The sequence below is a fragment of the Methylobacterium sp. J-118 genome, from assembly GCF_057836565.1.
This window is the reverse complement of the sequence record NZ_JBYQFA010000001.1, coordinates 5,673,391-5,689,281: the sequence shown is the minus strand read 5'-3', so window position 1 is coordinate 5,689,281 and position 15,891 is coordinate 5,673,391. Positions and strand designations below refer to the sequence as shown.

Below are 15,891 nucleotides of genomic sequence, written 5' to 3'. Positions count from 1 at the left end.
GGATGGTTCAGGTCCGGTTAAACCCGTCACCGTAGAGCGGCGTCGCGGGGAACCCGTGCGGTCTCAAGGGCTTGAGGACGCGGGCTGATGTCGGGCGATCGAACTGACACAGTCCATGAGGACCTCGCCCTAAATTCCCGTGGTCATTGGGTTTTGGGGCCGGGTGGATGAAAGGGATCGTGCGGCGTCCCGCTCAGTGCTTCGACGCCGCCGTCTGTGCGCGCGCACCGAAGCAATCCAGCAGCGCCGCGATGCCGGCCGTGGCGCTGCCCTGGGTCACGTCGCTGCGCGCGTGCTGACGGAGAGGCGATCTCAGGCGCGTATTTCACCGGGACGCCACACGGAATATCCGGTCCGGCACGGCCTGTCGGACCGGGCACGGCCCGATCTGCGGAGACCGGGGCCGGAGGAGGGAACGGGTGAAGATCCTGCTGGTGGAGGACGACGCGGCGCTCGCCGCCGAGGTGGCCAAGGTGCTGCGCGGGGAGAACTTCGTGCTCGACCACGCCGCCACCGGCGAGGACGCCCAGCATCTCGGCGAGACCGAGGGCTACGACGCGGTCGTGCTCGATCTCGGCCTGCCGAAGGGTGACGGCGTCTCGGTGCTGCGGGCCTGGCGGGCGGCCGGGCGGACCCTGCCGGTGCTGGTGCTCACCGCCCGGGACGGCTGGAGCGACAAGGTCGCGGCCTTCAAGGCCGGGGCGGACGATTACCTCGTCAAGCCGGTCCGGGTGGAGGAGCTGGTGATCCGCCTGCGCGCCCTGGTGCGCCGGTCGCAGGGCGGCGGCGCCAGCCGGATCGCCTGCGGGCCGCTGAGCTTCGATCCCGGCCTCGGCGCCTTCGAGCACGAGGGCCTGCCGCTCAAGCTCACCGGGCTGGAATGGCGGGTTTTGTCCTGCCTGATGCTCAACCGCGAGACGGTGGTGCCGCGCCCGCACCTGATCGAGCGGGTCTACGAGGGCGACGCGGACGTCGATTCGAACTCCGTGGAGGTGATCATCACCCGCCTGCGCCGGAAGATCGCCCCGGCGCGGATCGAGAGCGTGAGCGGCCACGGCTACCGCCTTCACGCGGATCCCGCCTGATGGGCGAGGGGACGCCGCGCCGCTCGCTCCGCGCCCGCCTGCTCGCCGCCGCCCTCATCCTGGTCCTGGCGGCCCTGGTGGTGGCGGGCCTCGCCATCGGGGTGATCCTGCACCGGTTCGTGCGCGGGCAGCTGGACGGGCGGCTCGACACGCAGATCGTCGCCCTCCGGGCCGGGCTCGAGGCCGGGATCCTGCCCCAGACCCTCGATGCGCCGCCCTACGACCGGCCGGGCCCCGGCTGGGCCTGGGAGGTGCACCGCGGACCCGAGACGATCCGCTCCGGCTCGCTGCGGGGCGGGGACATCCGGCTGTCCGATCCGGGGCCCGAGGACGATCCGGGCCGGCCGCACCCGGCCTCGGGCACGGGGCCGCAGGGCGAGCCGCTGGTCGCCCGGGTGCTCGCCCTGCCCGGGCCCCCGCCCGCGACGATCGTGGTGGCGGCCCCGGAGGGGGAGTTGCGCGGCCCGCTGCGCGAGGCGCTGACGAGCCTCGCCTTGGCGCTGGGGATCCTCGGCCTGTGCCTGCTCGCCGGCCTGGCCGTCCAGGTGCGCCTCGGCCTCGCGCCGCTGAGGCGGCTGCGCGCCGACCTCGCGGCGGTGCGGGCCGGCCGGCGCGAGCGGGTGCCGGCGGAGCAGCCCGCCGAGATCGCGCCGGTGGTGGCGGAACTCAACGCGCTCCTCGACCAGAACGCGCAGAACCTCGACCGCGCCCGGGGCCACGTCGCCAACCTTGCCCACGCCCTCAAGACGCCGCTCGCCACCCTGTCGATGGCGCTGGCCGACCCCGCCCGCGACCCGGACGGCGGCCTGCGCCGGCAGGTGGAGGATATGGACCGCCGGGTCCGCCATCACCTGCGCCGGGCCCGGGCGGCGGCGCTCGCCGGCTCGGCCCGGGGCCGCACGCCGCTGGCCCCGCGGCTCTCGGACCTGCGCGACGCCCTGGCGCGCCTCTACGCCGAGAAGGGCGTGGCCCTTGATCTCGCCGTACCGGACGACCTCTCGGTGGCCTGCGAGGGCCAGGACCTCGACGAGATGCTCGGCAACCTCGTGGACAATGCCTGCCGCTGGTGCCGGGGGCGGGTGCAGGTCTCCGCCTTGGCCCGGGACGGGGTGGTTCGCATCCGCGTCGAGGACGAGGCGGGGTCTCGACGGCGCGGCCGCCGAGGCCGTGATGGCGCGCGGCCGGCGCCTGGACGAGGGCGTGCCGGGCCACGGCTTCGGCCTGCCGATCACCCTGGAGCTCGCCGAACTCTACGGCGGCGGCCTGACTCTCGGGCACGGAGATCTCGGCGGCCTGCGGGCGGACCTCGTCCTGCCGGCCTGACCTCCCCGCCTCAGCCGAGCGCCTCCCGCAGGATCGGGCGGATGCGCGGATCCGCACAATGGGCGACGTTGAAGCGCATGTAGCCGTTCCAGGCCTCCGACAGGCTGAACGAGGTCCCCGGGGCCAGCACCATGCCCCGGGCCAGCGCCCGGCGGGCGACCGCGGCCCCGTCGCGGCCGTCCGGCAGACGCATCCACAGGAAGAACCCGCCCCGGGGCTGCGCCCAGGGCTCCAGGCCGCAGGCGCGCAGTTCCGCCGAGGCCTGCACCATGGCGCCGGCGAGCCGCCGCTTGGTCTCGGCGAGGTGCCGGCGATAGCAGCCCTCGGTGATCAGGCTGTGCACCAGGGCCGCCGTGACGTGGCCGTTGCCGAGGCTGAGCGCCAGCTTGAGATCGACCAACGGCTCGACCCAGTCGGCCCGGAGCGCGATCCAGCCGCAGCGCGCGGCCGCCGACAGGGTCTTGGAGAAGCTGCCGATCTGGATCACCCGCTCCAGCCCGTCGAAGCCGGCGAGCCGCGGGGCCGGATCGGGCTCCAGATCGCCGAAGATCTCGTCCTCCACGATCAGGGTGTCGTGGGCCTCGCACAGCTTCAGCAGCCGGTGCGCCACCTTCGGCGCGAGGCTCATCCCCGTCGGGTTCTGGAGCGCCGCGTTGGTCAGGTAGAAGCGCGGCCGGTGCCGCTCCAGCAGGGCGGCGAGAACCGGCAGATCCGGCCCCTCCGGGGTCATCGGCACGCCGACCACCGCGACCCGCTGGGCGCGCAGCAGCGCCAGGAAGTTGAAGTAGCAGGGATCGTCCACCAGCACGGTGTCGCCGGGCTGGAGCAGGAACCGGCAGACCAGGTCCAGCGCCTGCGTGGCCGATTCGACCAGCACGATCTGGTCGGGTTCGGCGCCGACGCCCTTCTCGCCGACCTTGCGGGCGATCTGGTGGCGCAGGGGCTCGTAGCCCAGGGGCCGGTCGTAATCGGTCATCTCGGCGCGGTCGGCCTTGGCCACCCGGCGCAGGCCCCGCCGGATCGCCTCGTGGGGCATCCAGGAATCGGGCAGCCAGCCCGCCCCGGGCTTGAGCTGGTCCGAACCCGCCTGCTGCGCCTGCCGGGTGATCCAGAGCGGATCCACGATCCGATCGAGTTGCGGCCCCATCGCCTGGAGCGAGAGCGGCCGCGTCTTGCCGGCGACGTAGAAACCCGAGCCCGGCCGGGCCACGACCGCGCCCTCGGCGGCGAGCCGCTCGTAGGCCTCCACGACGGTGGATTTCGAGACGCCCATCGCATCCGCGAAGGCCCGCACCGACGGGATCCGGACGCCGGGGACGAGCCGCCGCGCGGCGATCCGCTCGCGGATCTCCCCGGCCACGGCCTCGACGCGGGTTCCCGGGGCTCTGACGGCCAGCGACATCCGTACTGCTCATTCTGCCGGACAATTCTTTCGAACCGTACCGAAGTGTTCCTGTCGCTGCCAGCCCTGCCGCTCCACGGTCACCCGGCCCCGGAGAGACAGAGGAGGGGGAGCCATGGACCATTGCCTGACCGAGACCGCCGAAGCCGAAACCCGGACCCCGTGGATCGCCCGGGCGGTCGCATCCCTCGCCGCGTTCGGCGCCGACCTGCGGGCCGGCCTGTCGCGGGGGGCGATGAACCGGCGCGTGCTGCAGCGTCTCTCGACGCTGACCGAGCGCGAGTTGAAGGATATCGGGCTGACGCCGCAGGACGTGGCGGATGCCGGCGTGCCGGGCACCGGCGACGCGATCCTCCTGCTTGTGGGCCGGCGTGACGCGCGGCGGCGCACCCGGGCGGTGATCCGGCGTTGGTGACGGGACGGCCGGCGCGCGTCGGGCCCAGCCCGACGCGCCATCAAGGAGATCCCACAGATGAGCAGAAGTCCCGTGATCGCTCCGGGCGCGACGGCGGTCGGCCCCTACGCGCACGGTGTCCGCGTCGGCGATACCGTCTACCTGTCCGGCCAGACGCCGATCGACGGCGCGACCGGCCGGCTGGTCGAGGGTGGGATCGCGGCGCAGGTTCACCAATGCCTCCGAAACCTCGGCGCGGTTTTGACGGCGGCCGGGCTCGGCTTCGGGGATGTGGTGAAGTGCACCGTGTTCCTGACCGACATGGCCGACTTCGCCGCCATGAACCGGGTCTACGCGGACTATTTCGCCGAACCCTATCCAGCGCGCACGACGATCGGCGTGGCGGCACTGCCGCTCGCGGCACGGGTCGAGATCGAGATGGTCGCGTCTGTCCCGCGGCCCTGAGCGCGCATGCGTGCCGCGATCCGCGGCGCGCTCGGGCAGTCACTGACCGGATTCAGTCGGCGTGCCCCGGGATCGACGCGCCGAAGGCGGCCCGGCCAAAGACTGGAAACCCTCCCCCATGCCAAGGCTGCCCTCGGACACGAACGGGTCCCTGGCTCGATCGCGGAGAAGGTCTCGAGGAATATCTGGAAGGACGTGGCGCGGGCGACGGGGCTCGAACCCGCGACCTCCGGCGTGACAGGCGGGGCGGAAATGCTGACGCATCAAAGCACCGTCAGACTTTCTACCTTTGGAAACTCACTTCGGGCCGGGAATGAAGTTTGACGGGCGCAAGCCCGGATAATAGGCCGGCGGCATGGCCAAAGAGATCCCATCCGTCGGCGACCTGCGCCGCAAGTCCGAGGTGACGGACGAGGAAATCGAGGCAGCGACGGCTGCCTACTTGAAGGACGAAGACATCAAGCCGTTCGCGTTCAAGTCCGGGCACACCATCGGCATGGCCAAGGCGATCGAGATGCACCCGCAGGCCAAGAAGCTGCTGGCCGACGCGGCGACCTTGCCGAGCATGCGTCGCACGATGGTGAGAACCGCGATCATCATGGGCTTCCCGGTCCAGGGATGACGCTCGACGTCGCCGACCCGGTCCTTGAGGCCGTCAATGCGCTTCGGGCACTCGGCCGCCAGGTCGAGTCGTGGAGCGACGATTCGCCCTGTGGCTGGTCGACGGAGAGTCGCTCACCGACAGCGACCTTTTGGCGTCGGCTATCCGGCTGGGCCTGATGGACTCCCCCGGCGGGCTGCAATAGCCGGGCGCCATGCCCGCCGAGCCGCACGCCCCGGTCCGCGGCCGTCAGCTCGCCGCCCTACGCGCCTGCCTGCTCTACCCGCAGGGGCTGCGATACGAGGCATACCCGTCCGCCATGCCGATCCTGCGAAAGCTCGGGTTGGTCGTATCCCGACCGGCACAGGGACCGGGTCGGAAGATCCCCGCGTGGTTCATCACGCAGGACGGGCGGGACCACCTCGCCACGATCGACGCGGCCAAACCGGGCGCACGAGCCGCGCAAGTACCGCGGGCAGAGCCGTGACCGACGAGCAGAAGGCCTACCTCCAGGCACTCGCCGATGTGCGGTCCTGGCATCGCTGGCAGATCAGGCAGGCGCTCGGCGACCTGCGGGTCGTGCAGGCTCACGAGTCCGCCATCGCCTGGATCGAGGAGGTGATTGCCGCGAAGAAGCGGCATGCGGCCGAGGATGAGGCTGAGCGTCAGCGGGTCCGGGCGGTGAACGCCCCGACTGATGATCGGAGAAGCGGCCACATACGATCTGGCTCGGCTTGACTGTGGCCATCGGCCAGCCGACTTCTAAGTCGGAAAGCTCATCACCGAGCACCTGAAGGCCAAGAGCTACCTTAGATGAAGCGCACGAAGCCCAGGCTACCCGACAGCCTGACCCAGCATCTGACGGATCCGAAGATCATAGCCCTGAAGCCGCGGACCAGAGCGCGTAGCCCCTATCGTGTGTCCGGGAGAGCGCAAAAATTCGTCGTCTCGGCCGTGACCCTCACCATCATCGTGCTGGCCGGCGGGCACCTGGTGCGCGCGTGGTAGCTGCTTCCAAGGAAGCGCTGAAGCTAAAGCAGTCCTGATTGCGCGTACATCGGAGGAGCTTGGATGACCCCTGAACAGGTGAAACTCGTGCAGGACAGCTTCGCGAAGGTACGGCCCATCGCCGGGACGGCGGCTGAGCTGTTCTACAGCAAACTGTTCGAGATCGCCCCGCAGGTGCGCCCAATGTTCCACGAGGACATGACCGAGCAGAAGCAGAAACTAATGGCCATGCTAGGGTTGGCAGTGGCCAATCTCGGCCATCCGGAGACCGTGGTTCCGGCCCTCCAGGATCTTGGGCGCAAGCACGTCGCCTACGGTACGCAGGCCGCCCATTACGAGCCGGTCGGTGCCGCCCTGCTTTGGACCCTGGAGCAGGGTCTTGGGCCCGACTTCACCCCAGATGTCCGGGAAGCCTGGACCGAGACCTACACGCTCGTCGCCGGCGTGATGAAAGACGCGGCAGCGGAGGTGCAAGGATAGCGGATGAGCGCGCTGAGCATCTGAAGCCGAAGGGCCACCTGAAATAGCCGCCCAACATGCGGAGCTTAGTTGCCGTGAAGCACATCTACACGTTTGCTGAAGTTGATGGTTCACGGCTGGCGGCCACCGCAGACCGTGACGGTGCGAACCTGCCGGGCGGCCACAAGTTGTGGAAGCGATTGGACAAGTTTGCTGTCGATGGAATGGTCGATAGCTTCGGCATTACTGCGATGGGTAACGCTGAGGAGATCTTGCGCGACGTGCAGGACCGCGGCCTCTATCTTACCGCAAGCCGATCGGTCTGACTGGCTCACCGGCTAGGGCTACGTGCAGCATCGCGAGGATCTCTAGGGGTGAGCCGGATCGCGACCATCGTGAGTGTAGCGGTCGTGGCAGCGACAGGTACGCATCTGCTCGCAAACGAAGGCATCGAGCACGCTCCCCTGAAGGTGCTGGGCGCCGGGCTTATCGCGAGTGGCCTTGTTGCGCTACTGAACCGGGCATGAGCTGCCCTGAGCCCGATGAGTTGTTCCGCGCCCGTCTCCTGCGAGTCGTTGCTGATCACGAGCGGCATCTCGTTAGAATGGCGTATGGTTCGTTCCTCGATCGCATCGGCCGGAAGTACGACCGGTTTAGGACCGGAGTGCCGCTGAAGGGCCTCGACGGCTTCAAGGATGACATCACCGGGGACGAGGCCTGATCCCATCCCCCGCCTCATGGAAGAGGCGCTGAGCGCCCTACCTAGCGAGATCTCACCGATTGGATCTCGACCATGTGGTACCTCTACGGCGCCGTGCTGATCGCCGGGATCGCGAATGCCATCCAGCCCGGCCAGAACAGCACGCTGGCCAGAAGCTTTTCTCAGCCCCTTGTCGCCGGTCTGGTCGTCGGGATCGGCACGGCGTTGACTGTCTTGGTCGCTGGCCTTGTGTCCCGTCGCTTGGCATGGCCAACGCCGCAGGAGCTGTCACAGGTGCCATGGTGGGCCTGGGGCGGCGGTATCTTGGGTGGCGGGATCGTGATCACCCAACTGCTGATCGCCCGCCAAGTCGGAGCCGGGGTGTTCCTCGGCCTGTTGGTCACCGCAGGCGTGGTGACTTCGATCCTCCTAGACCATTTCGGGTGGGTGGGCTTCGAGGAGCATCCGGCCAGCCTCTGGCGGGTCCTAGGCGGCCTCCTGATGGTGGCCGGCGTTGCGCTCGTGGCGCTCTTCTAAGTCTTTCCGCCCTCGAAGCCGCCGGCGTCATTCTCATTGAGGAGAACGGCGAGGGGCCGGGGGCGCGGCGACGGAAGGCACGTCAAGGCCGATGGTTCGCTTTTTGTCCGATATCCACTACATGGTATGAATGCCCGCGCGGATACGATCCGGCGCGGGCTGTTGATTCGAGGGGGGGCCGCACGTGCGGGGCGGTACCATCAAATGCCGAACCACTCGCCCAAGGGCATAGCAAACGAATTTCTGAGACGACGCAGCGCGTTTGGGCTCCCAGCTCAGATGTGGATCCAGAAGCTCGTGTACATCGCTCACGGCTGGAATTTGGCTATCAATGGCCAACCATTGGTTGCTGAGAGCGCTGAGGCTTGGGATGGAGGGCCGGTATTCAGGTCAATTTGGAACCATATCAAAAGGTATGGCTTCGGGAAGGACACTAAGCTTTTGGAGGATCCGGAAACATCAAGACCTATTCCAGCCAGTTTAAGTGCTGACGAACAAGCAATAATCGATTTAGTTTGGGATAAGTACAACGGTTTTTCTGGCGCTGAACTGTCTAGAATGACTCATCAACCGGGAACCCCTTGGACAGAAACATACGTCAAACTTGGGCGCGACTCTGATATACAGGATTCGCTCATTCGCCGGCATTATTTAGATTTAGCTCGGGCCGGGCGTGCCCACTGAAGAAAGAGCTAGTCTCGACGATCTCAGGCGCGCGCCGGTCTCCATACCGGCGCCAGACGCAAAATATACGCAAGAACAATTCAGTGGATTTCTGGCCGAATTCGATCGTATAACGCAGGAAAAACTGGTTCTTGAGGATGAATTGCGCGAACAAAAGCGCAAGAATGCCACAACGGCAATTTTAGATAATCTTATTGAGCCTTTTGCTGTAAAAACCTATAGGTTCATGGTTGCCTATTGTGGACTAAGTTTTGTGACTATTTTGCTAGACGGTTTTAAAATTCAAGGTTTTTCGGTCGACTCCGATGTTCTAAAATATCTTGTCGGCAGCACTGGGGTGACAGTCATAGGCCTCGTTGGCATGGTTCTGACAGGCATTTTTGTGGGTGCTCGAAAATCATAAGCATGGAAGCCTTCCACATCACATAGCCTCGACGCCGCCATCCCGGCGGCTATACTGCCGGGATGCGCACAGCCCTCGCCGTCCTCGCTCTCGTCGTCGCTGCCGGGGGCGCAGGCTCTGAGCGGGGCCTGACCTCGCAGCCGTCGATTGGTACACTGCCTGGCGATGCACAAGCTCCCGCCCGCCAGCCTGTACCGCCTCCGCCTGCTTTCTGAGACTGGCGCACGCTTCTATCCGGTGACCGCCTACATGCGTCGCTTGGAGGTGCTCGGCCTCGTAGCTGCCACCGGGCGGACGGATCCCGAGAAGGACAGCGCCGAGTACCAGATCACCGATGCGGGTCGGGCCGAGCTGGAAGTGCGCTATGGGCCAGCTTCGCCAAAACCCGGCCGAAGCTGATGCTACTTCGCCTCCGCCATCTGCCGCCCGTGGTCATGCTCGATGTCGCGGAAGAGGTTGCCCGCGGTCGAGGTCGTGGTTCTGGCGTCAGCGCGTTGGCTTGACGCAGGAACGGACTTTACGACGACAGGTTGGCCCCGTTCAGAAACAGGGTCAGCCTCAGCTAGGCCCTCCGTAACGGGAGCGCTACGATGGCGAACGCCGGCAAACATGGTATGCACCCCGGTGCTCAGGGTAAGGGTTCTGGCTCTGGCGCGATGACCGAACTGCCAGAAGGTGTGCTCGGTGAGAACGAGGTGTTGAGCAACCGCGACAAGGCTCAGCACGATGACGAGCGCGGCCTCGACAGCAAAGGCGTGCAGACGGACCAGTATCAAGATCATTCTGCCAACCGAGCGGATGCTGACGAGGCCACCGAGAAGCCCAAGCAGCCATAACCCCCGTCGGCAGACGCCATCGGGCGCCCCCGCCGCAGGACCACGTCCTTGAAAAGGGTCGGCGCCGGTAGAGCCTCAATCCGCTTTCTGCATCTGGGCGCCGCTCCGTTACACGACGTCTTGAAAGAGATTGCCGGCGGCAGGCAAGGCTCAGGCGTCAGTGATGGGTACGTCGGGCCCATCTTCTCTGGGTGTGCCGTCATAACCGTCCATCCACGCCCGGCGCTCCGGCATATCTGCATGATAGGGGCAGCTATCCTTCGGCAGGCCGACCGCTCGCGCGTGCGCTCCCTCGGCGATCGCTTCAAAGATGGTGGGGTGACGCGTGTCCATCGCGTTGTCGCCCTCTACGGTATCGAGCCGTTTCGTGAACCGGATGATTCGCCCGGCACAGTCCCACAGGGTCGCAGATCCTGCGCGATTGGCAATGAGGCTGCCCACGCGCACGCCGAAAAGCTGCCGGACCTTCGAGCACGAAAAAGCCCGCGCCGGCGGACCGGGCGGGCTAAGTAGGGTCTTCATCTTGGGCGCCATCACCTAGCAATTACCGCTTCTGGTTGCAATTCAATTGCGATACAATCTGACGGCAGGGTGAACGAAAAAGCCCGCCACGGCGAACCGAGCGGGCTGAGTTCAAGGAGGCGCCCTGAATGGCTTCCAGCCGTCAAACACGTCTTATCGGCGAAGCGTAACATCACCTTAACGATCGGCGACCCGAACTTCCCTGACCCGCGCCGATGAGCTTGAACGCTCGGCTTCCATGCGGGCGAAGCTCAAGACGCGCTGGCGACCCTGACCATCCTCAATCTCCGACCATAGGCGCAGAAGGCTCACAAGGCCTTGGATATCGCCGTCGGCTCTCGCCACGGCAAACGACTCGACAGGAACATCGAGCAGCTCCGCAATTCTTGCCAGCGTTGTGCCGGTCGTACTCGGGGTGATCGCAGCGTCTGACATGCCGGCAAACGCCTCAAATCGCCTTACGTCTCAGCAGTCGAATTCAATATTTCGTGTTTATAACGCATGTTAGTAGAAGGGATTGAGGCGCTTCGATCGGCGGGATTAATTTTTTACAACATATGATGCTATATTTGCAGAAACCCCGTACTAAGAATGCCCAATCACCGGCAGTTGATACGGGCGTCGGTGACTGGAAGAGCCGCGTGCTGCCGCCCTGGCCCGCGGAGCGTCATGTGCCACGCTACTTTATCGCCACGTCTGATCACGTCGATGTCATAGACGATGAGGGCGTCGATCTTCCAGATCTTTTCGCCCTTCGCGAGCTGCTTCGCAGGACGCTCACCGTCATCCTAAAGGACGAAGGTGAGCGAACGGGTATCAATGAATTTCTCGCCGAAGCCTACGATGAGACCGGCCGGCTGGTGATGACGGCGCGGGCACACTTTTCCATCACCGACCAGTAGGTTGGGCTTTGGACTGAAAAAGCCCCGCGCGGTTAGGCCGGCGGGGCTTCGTTGCAGCAACTGCGAATGATGCAGTGCCTCAGCGCCGCGACCCTCGCCTCTGGACCCAGGTCATCGGGGGCCGCCGCATACGATAGCGGCGCATCATCCGCACTGGGGCAACCATGCTGGACGTCGCCGAAATGCCGGTGACAGGTCCAGCGGGCACAGCAGCTGCCGGCAGAGAGAGAACGGCTAGGCCAGCTGCAGCGAGCGACGCGAGTACTAGGATGCGCATGGAGTTTCTCCGGGCCTCAGCGCAGGAGGTGCGCATCAGACCGAGAGGAAGCGTCGGCGCATCCCATTGGTTCAACTGCTCCCGTCCGCCTCCGCCATCTGCCACCTGCGGTTTTGCAGGATGCGGCGGGAACCAGATCTTTACATTCCATAAACGGACCGACGTTATCACAGGTTCGTGATGCCCCAATCGGCGCAGGATCCGTGCGATGCCTCGGCTGCTACGGCAATTCATTCGTGATGAGACCGGCGCCACTGCTATCGAGTACGGCATGATCGCCGCTCTGATCGCGGTGGTTATCATCGGCTCGCTGAGGCTCGTGGGTTCACGGCTCGCTGCAAAGTTCAGCGCCATCGCCGGCAACCTGAGCTGAGGTTAGGAAAAAGCCCGCGCCGGCGGACCGGGCGGACTAAGTTCTAAAGAACGCCCTTGATGGCTCACGGGCGTCGAACGCTGAACTAGGTGGCCGAAATCTCAAGCATGGAGCCGTCCGCCTCCGACCCTTCGCTGGCCCTGGGAATGTCCGCTAACGGGCAACTCGGCTGACCATCGCCTGCGACCAGGATGGATGGTTTTCCGCCGGTCTGCTTTCGGGCAGCAATCGATAGAAGCGGACATCGCGTCCGTGCCCGCTCACGACCCTTCACAGACCCTTGGGAAGTCCGCTTCTCGGAAGGGTGATGGACGACGCCCTATAGCCGCCGGAGGTGGATTTGAGACGGTCCGCTATAAGGCGAAAATGTGCAGAAGCGGGCCTTGTCGCCACGCTTGCTCACACCCTTTTTAGAAATTTCGTGCCGGCACAGGGCAATGCTCGCAATCGTGGACGGGGGGAATACGCCCTGTTCTCAATCAAACAAACATATGTGGAAGTATGACAGTGTAATTTACTGCTAGGCCCAAACATGGCCATGCGCGAACCCATCACAATATCTGTGCCTCCGGAAATGCGAGCGTTCTTGCAAGGATGCGTCGCCACCGGCCGCTACAGCAGCGTCAGCGAGGTCGTACGGGCCGCCCTGCGGGAGTTCGAGCGCGTCGAGATGGGTAAGTCCCCGGTCGTCCAGCAAGCGATGGCGGGGCAGCCTCCTACCCCTTCTGGCTGCGCCTGATCCGATGTTGGGTAGCCGCGACTTCCTCGCCGGGGTGGGCGAGATGGCCACGCTGATGCGCGCCTACGACTGGACCACGACCCCGCTCGGGGAGCCCGAGGGTTGGCCCTCCGGCCTGCGCACAGCGGTGCGCCTGCTGCTCAACAGCCATCACCCCATGCATATCTTCTGGGGGCCGGAGGCGACGTTCTTCTACAACGACGGCTTCGTGCCCTCTGCGGGACCCGAGCGCCATCCCTCCGCGCTCGGCCGTCCGGCTTCCGAGAGTTGGGGCGAGATTTGGCCGGTGATCGGTTCCGAGGTCGCCAAGGTCCGCAATGGCGGCGGGCATACATGGTACGAGGACCAACACGTCCCAATCTTGCGCCAAGGTCGCATTGAGGATGCGTACTGGACTTATGGGTTCAGCCCGATCGATGACGATACCGCGCCCAACGGCACCGGCGGGGTGATCTCGATCCTGACCGAGACCACCAAGCGCAAGGCGTTGGAAAACAGCCTACGTGGGCTCAATCTGTCGCTGAGAGCTGAGAGCGACCGCCTGCGCGACATGTTCAAGCAAGCCCCGAGCTTCATGGCGGTGCTGCGCGAACCGGACCACCGCTTCGAGCTGACCAACGACGCCTACCAGCAACTGATAGGCGGGCGCGACATGATCGGTCTTCCAGTTCGGGAGGCGCTTGGTGAGGTTGCGGGGCAGCCGTTCTTCGACTTGCTCGATGGTGTCTACAAGACGGGTGAGCCGTTTATCGGGCGCGGCATGGAAATCTGGTTGGAGCGCACGCCGGGCGCACCGAGCGAACGGCGAGTCCTCGACTTCATCTACCAACCGATCCGTGACCATGCGGGGGCCGTGGTCGGCATCTTCGTCGAAGGCACCGACGTCACCGAGATGCATGCAGCGACCGAGGAATTGCGTGAGCGCGAGCAACGCCTACACCTCATCGTCGAGGCCGCCACCGACTACGCCATCATGACCACGGATGGCGAGCGGATCGTAACGGGCTGGTCTGCCGGTGCCTCGGAGATCTTCGGATACGCTGCCGAAGAGATCATCGGCCGGAGCGCCGACGTGCTCTTCACACCGGAGGATCGTGAGTTAGGGCAGCCTATCGAAGAGTTGGCAGATGCGCGCGCGGAGGGTCGGGCACCGGACGTCCGCTGGCATCTGCGCAAGGACGGCACTCGCGTCTTCCTCAACGGTTCGCTGCGAGAGCTGCATGACGCGGCCGGTCGGGAACTCGGCTTCCTCAAGATCGCCCGCGACGAGACCGAGCGGCGCGCGTCCGACTTGGCCCTGCGGGAGTTGAATGCGTCCCTTGAACAACAGGTGACCGCACGGGTCCAAGAGATTGCCGCACAGGGGAAAGCCCTGGATGCATCCCAGGCGCGTCAGCGGGTCGTGTTCGATCTGACCCGTCAGTTGATGGGCATCATGGAACTCGATGGCACCCTTCTGGAAGCCAACCCGGCTTCACTCGAAGCGATCGGCGCGGAACTGACCGATGTGGTTGGTCGACCCTTCTGGCTGACCCCTTGGTTCACCAGCTCGTCCGGCGTGAGCGATCTCGTGAAGGGAGCGGTAGGGGCGGCCAGCAACGGGCAAAGCATCCGAACCGAATTACCGCTCCTTCTGCCAAACGGCGAGACGCGCATCTACGACTTCGGGATGCATCCTGTACGCGACAACGACGGTCGTGTGATCGAGATCATGCCAGAAGCGACCGACATCACCGAGCTTCGCAAGGCCGAGGAGGCGCTCCGCCAGTCGCAGAAGATGGAGGCGGTGGGCCAGCTCACCGGCGGCCTCGCCCACGACTTCAACAATCTGCTCGCGGGGATCTCGGGCTCCCTGGAGATGATGCAGAACCGCCTGCAGCAGGGTCGCTTCAACGACGTCGAGCGGTACATGACGGTCGCGCAAGGAGCATCGAAGCGCGCCGCCGCCCTTACCCACCGCCTGCTGGCGTTCTCCCGCCGCCAGACGCTCGATCCCAAGCCTACCGACGTGAACCGGCTCGTCACCGGCATGTACGAGATGGTCCAGCGCACGGTCGGCCCAGGCATTCCGGTCGAGGTGGTTGGAGCCTCCGACCTATGGCCCGCCCTGGTGGACCCGTCGCAGCTTGAGAACGCTCTGCTCAACCTGTGCATCAACGCCAGGGACGCGATGCCGGATGGCGGGCGCATCACGGTCGAGACTCACAACAAGTGGCTCGACGAGCGGGCCTCCCGCAAGCTCGACATGCCGGAGGGGCAGTACCTGTCCCTGTGTGTGACTGACACCGGTACCGGCATGAGCCCGACCGTGATCGCCCGGGTATTCGAGCCATTTTTCACGACGAAGCCCATCGGCGAGGGCACCGGCCTCGGCCTGTCGATGATCTACGGCTTCGCCCAGCAATCGGGCGGGCAGGTGCGCATCTACTCCGAGGTCGGCGCGGGCAGCACCATCTGCATCTACCTGCCACGCCACTACGGCGAGGTCGAGGACGAGGAAGGTGACGCCAAGCTCGATGCGCTGGATCGGTCCGATCAGGGCGAGACGGTGCTGGTGGTGGACGACGAGCCGTCAGTCCGGATGCTCATCACCGACATCCTGGAAGATCTTGGGTACCTTGCCATCGAGGCGGGCGACAGCGCGGCGGGGCTGAAGGTGCTTCAGTCGGATGTGCGCATCGACCTTCTGGTGACGGACGTGGGTCTGCCGGGTGGCATGAACGGCCGGCAAATGGCCGATGCGGCACACTCTCACCGGCCCGGTCTGAAAGTGCTGTTCATCACCGGCTACGCGGAGAATGCGATCCTCGGCAACGGCACTCTTCCGCCGGGGATGGCGGTGTTAACCAAACCGTTCGCGATGGATGCGATGGCGAAACGCATCCGTTCGCTGATCGAAGCTGACCTGGAGGCCAAGCGGTAGCGGGAGGATCGTCCGCCGTGGTCGTGCTCCAGACATCCTTTGCGTGGCCGATGCACTCCCGCTACCCACCCAGAGCGGTAATTGTCGGAGGTCGACGTATGGCTGTTTACGAGGAGCGTTCATGGCGATCCAGGTGGCCGGGTTGGGTCGCAAGCCGAATGACCGCTTGGGGTGGATTTCTGCCGGTCCGCTTCGGGACGGCGATGTATGAAAGCGGACATCGCCGCCGAGCCCGGTCCCGACGCTTTTGGGGCCTTC

The 15,891-nt window shown here is 65.5% G+C and carries 21 protein-coding genes; 19 read left to right on the top strand and 2 right to left on the bottom strand.

Features of this window, described 5'->3' with window-relative positions; translation table 11 throughout:
• Nucleotides 1-419: 419 nt before the first annotated feature.
• Together AC3IF3_RS27730 and AC3IF3_RS27725 are read left to right on the top strand one after the other, a co-directional pair.
• Nucleotides 420-1,085, top strand: a complete 666-nt coding sequence (locus tag AC3IF3_RS27730) for a response regulator transcription factor (protein ID WP_489231101.1) — start codon at nt 420-422, stop codon at nt 1,083-1,085.
• Nucleotides 1,085-2,491 (top strand): sensor histidine kinase, encoded by a 1,407-nt coding sequence (locus AC3IF3_RS27725; protein ID WP_489231100.1) that lies wholly within the window; start codon nt 1,085-1,087, stop codon nt 2,489-2,491. Before AC3IF3_RS27730 ends, AC3IF3_RS27725 begins: the two co-directional genes overlap by 1 nt.
• Here the strand turns inward: AC3IF3_RS27725 and AC3IF3_RS27720 are convergent.
• Entirely contained in the window at nt 2,419-3,810 is a 1,392-nt protein-coding gene (locus AC3IF3_RS27720; protein ID WP_489231099.1) for an aminotransferase-like domain-containing protein, read from the bottom strand. The genes AC3IF3_RS27725 and AC3IF3_RS27720 overlap by 73 nt on opposite strands.
• A gap of 115 nt (nt 3,811-3,925) precedes the next feature.
• On the opposite strand from AC3IF3_RS27720, the gene AC3IF3_RS27715 reads away from it, so the two are divergent.
• The 13 genes from AC3IF3_RS27715 to AC3IF3_RS27655 all read left to right on the top strand — a co-directional run bounded on the left by AC3IF3_RS27715 (nt 3,926) and on the right by AC3IF3_RS27655 (nt 9,897).
• Complete coding sequence (locus AC3IF3_RS27715) at nt 3,926-4,225, top strand: DUF1127 domain-containing protein (protein WP_489231098.1); 300 nt, start codon at nt 3,926-3,928, stop codon at nt 4,223-4,225.
• Nucleotides 4,226-4,282: 57 nt separating this feature from the next.
• The gene (locus AC3IF3_RS27710; RefSeq protein WP_243965107.1) at nt 4,283-4,669 is read left to right on the top strand and encodes a RidA family protein; all 387 of its coding nucleotides are present in this window, start codon (nt 4,283-4,285) and stop codon (nt 4,667-4,669) included.
• A 355-nt stretch (nt 4,670-5,024) separates the two neighbouring features.
• Complete coding sequence (locus AC3IF3_RS27705; protein ID WP_489231097.1) at nt 5,025-5,291, top strand: hypothetical protein; 267 nt, start codon at nt 5,025-5,027, stop codon at nt 5,289-5,291.
• Between the two features lie 193 nt (nt 5,292-5,484).
• A complete protein-coding gene (locus tag AC3IF3_RS27700) occupies nt 5,485-5,757 on the top strand; it encodes a hypothetical protein (protein ID WP_489231096.1) in 273 nt (90 codons plus the stop codon).
• The gene (locus tag AC3IF3_RS27695) at nt 5,754-6,008 is read left to right on the top strand and encodes a hypothetical protein (protein ID WP_489231095.1); all 255 of its coding nucleotides are present in this window, start codon (nt 5,754-5,756) and stop codon (nt 6,006-6,008) included. Before AC3IF3_RS27700 ends, AC3IF3_RS27695 begins: the two co-directional genes overlap by 4 nt.
• Before the next feature lie 75 nt (nt 6,009-6,083).
• Nucleotides 6,084-6,278 (top strand): hypothetical protein, encoded by a 195-nt coding sequence (locus AC3IF3_RS27690; protein WP_489217821.1) that lies wholly within the window; start codon nt 6,084-6,086, stop codon nt 6,276-6,278.
• Nucleotides 6,279-6,341: 63 nt separating this feature from the next.
• Nucleotides 6,342-6,758, top strand: a complete 417-nt coding sequence (locus AC3IF3_RS27685) for a globin family protein (protein WP_489217822.1) — start codon at nt 6,342-6,344, stop codon at nt 6,756-6,758.
• A 74-nt stretch (nt 6,759-6,832) separates the two neighbouring features.
• Nucleotides 6,833-7,063: a hypothetical protein gene (locus tag AC3IF3_RS27680; protein WP_489217824.1), complete on the top strand. Its 231-nt coding sequence runs from the start codon at nt 6,833-6,835 to the stop codon at nt 7,061-7,063.
• A gap of 467 nt (nt 7,064-7,530) precedes the next feature.
• The gene (locus AC3IF3_RS27675; protein WP_489231094.1) at nt 7,531-7,974 is read left to right on the top strand and encodes a DMT family transporter; all 444 of its coding nucleotides are present in this window, start codon (nt 7,531-7,533) and stop codon (nt 7,972-7,974) included.
• A gap of 297 nt (nt 7,975-8,271) precedes the next feature.
• Nucleotides 8,272-8,658 (top strand): Panacea domain-containing protein, encoded by a 387-nt coding sequence (locus tag AC3IF3_RS27670; protein ID WP_489231093.1) that lies wholly within the window; start codon nt 8,272-8,274, stop codon nt 8,656-8,658.
• A complete protein-coding gene (locus AC3IF3_RS27665) occupies nt 8,648-9,061 on the top strand; it encodes a hypothetical protein (protein WP_489231091.1) in 414 nt (137 codons plus the stop codon). Before AC3IF3_RS27670 ends, AC3IF3_RS27665 begins: the two co-directional genes overlap by 11 nt.
• Nucleotides 9,062-9,310: 249 nt before the next feature.
• A complete protein-coding gene (locus AC3IF3_RS27660; protein ID WP_489231089.1) occupies nt 9,311-9,460 on the top strand; it encodes a hypothetical protein in 150 nt (49 codons plus the stop codon).
• Nucleotides 9,461-9,651: 191 nt separating this feature from the next.
• Nucleotides 9,652-9,897 carry a hypothetical protein gene (locus tag AC3IF3_RS27655; protein WP_489231087.1) on the top strand — a complete coding sequence of 82 codons (246 nt, stop codon included), beginning with the start codon at nt 9,652-9,654 and terminating at the stop codon, nt 9,895-9,897.
• A gap of 150 nt (nt 9,898-10,047) precedes the next feature.
• On the opposite strand, the gene AC3IF3_RS27650 is transcribed toward AC3IF3_RS27655, so the two are convergent.
• Nucleotides 10,048-10,431 carry a ribosome modulation factor gene (locus AC3IF3_RS27650; protein WP_489231086.1) on the bottom strand — a complete coding sequence of 128 codons (384 nt, stop codon included), beginning with the start codon at nt 10,429-10,431 and terminating at the stop codon, nt 10,048-10,050.
• Between the two features lie 557 nt (nt 10,432-10,988).
• On the opposite strand from AC3IF3_RS27650, the gene AC3IF3_RS27645 reads away from it, so the two are divergent.
• The 4 genes from AC3IF3_RS27645 to AC3IF3_RS27630 all read left to right on the top strand — a co-directional run bounded on the left by AC3IF3_RS27645 (nt 10,989) and on the right by AC3IF3_RS27630 (nt 15,633).
• A complete protein-coding gene (locus AC3IF3_RS27645; protein ID WP_489231085.1) occupies nt 10,989-11,321 on the top strand; it encodes a DUF6894 family protein in 333 nt (110 codons plus the stop codon).
• Between the two features lie 485 nt (nt 11,322-11,806).
• A complete protein-coding gene (locus AC3IF3_RS27640; protein WP_489231084.1) occupies nt 11,807-11,971 on the top strand; it encodes a Flp family type IVb pilin in 165 nt (54 codons plus the stop codon).
• A 532-nt stretch (nt 11,972-12,503) separates the two neighbouring features.
• Complete coding sequence (locus AC3IF3_RS27635) at nt 12,504-12,710, top strand: type II toxin-antitoxin system ParD family antitoxin (RefSeq protein ID WP_489231083.1); 207 nt, start codon at nt 12,504-12,506, stop codon at nt 12,708-12,710.
• Between the two features lie 43 nt (nt 12,711-12,753).
• Nucleotides 12,754-15,633, top strand: coding sequence for a PAS domain-containing hybrid sensor histidine kinase/response regulator (locus tag AC3IF3_RS27630; protein WP_489231082.1), 2,880 nt, complete (start codon nt 12,754-12,756; stop codon nt 15,631-15,633).
• Nucleotides 15,634-15,891 lie beyond the last annotated feature (258 nt).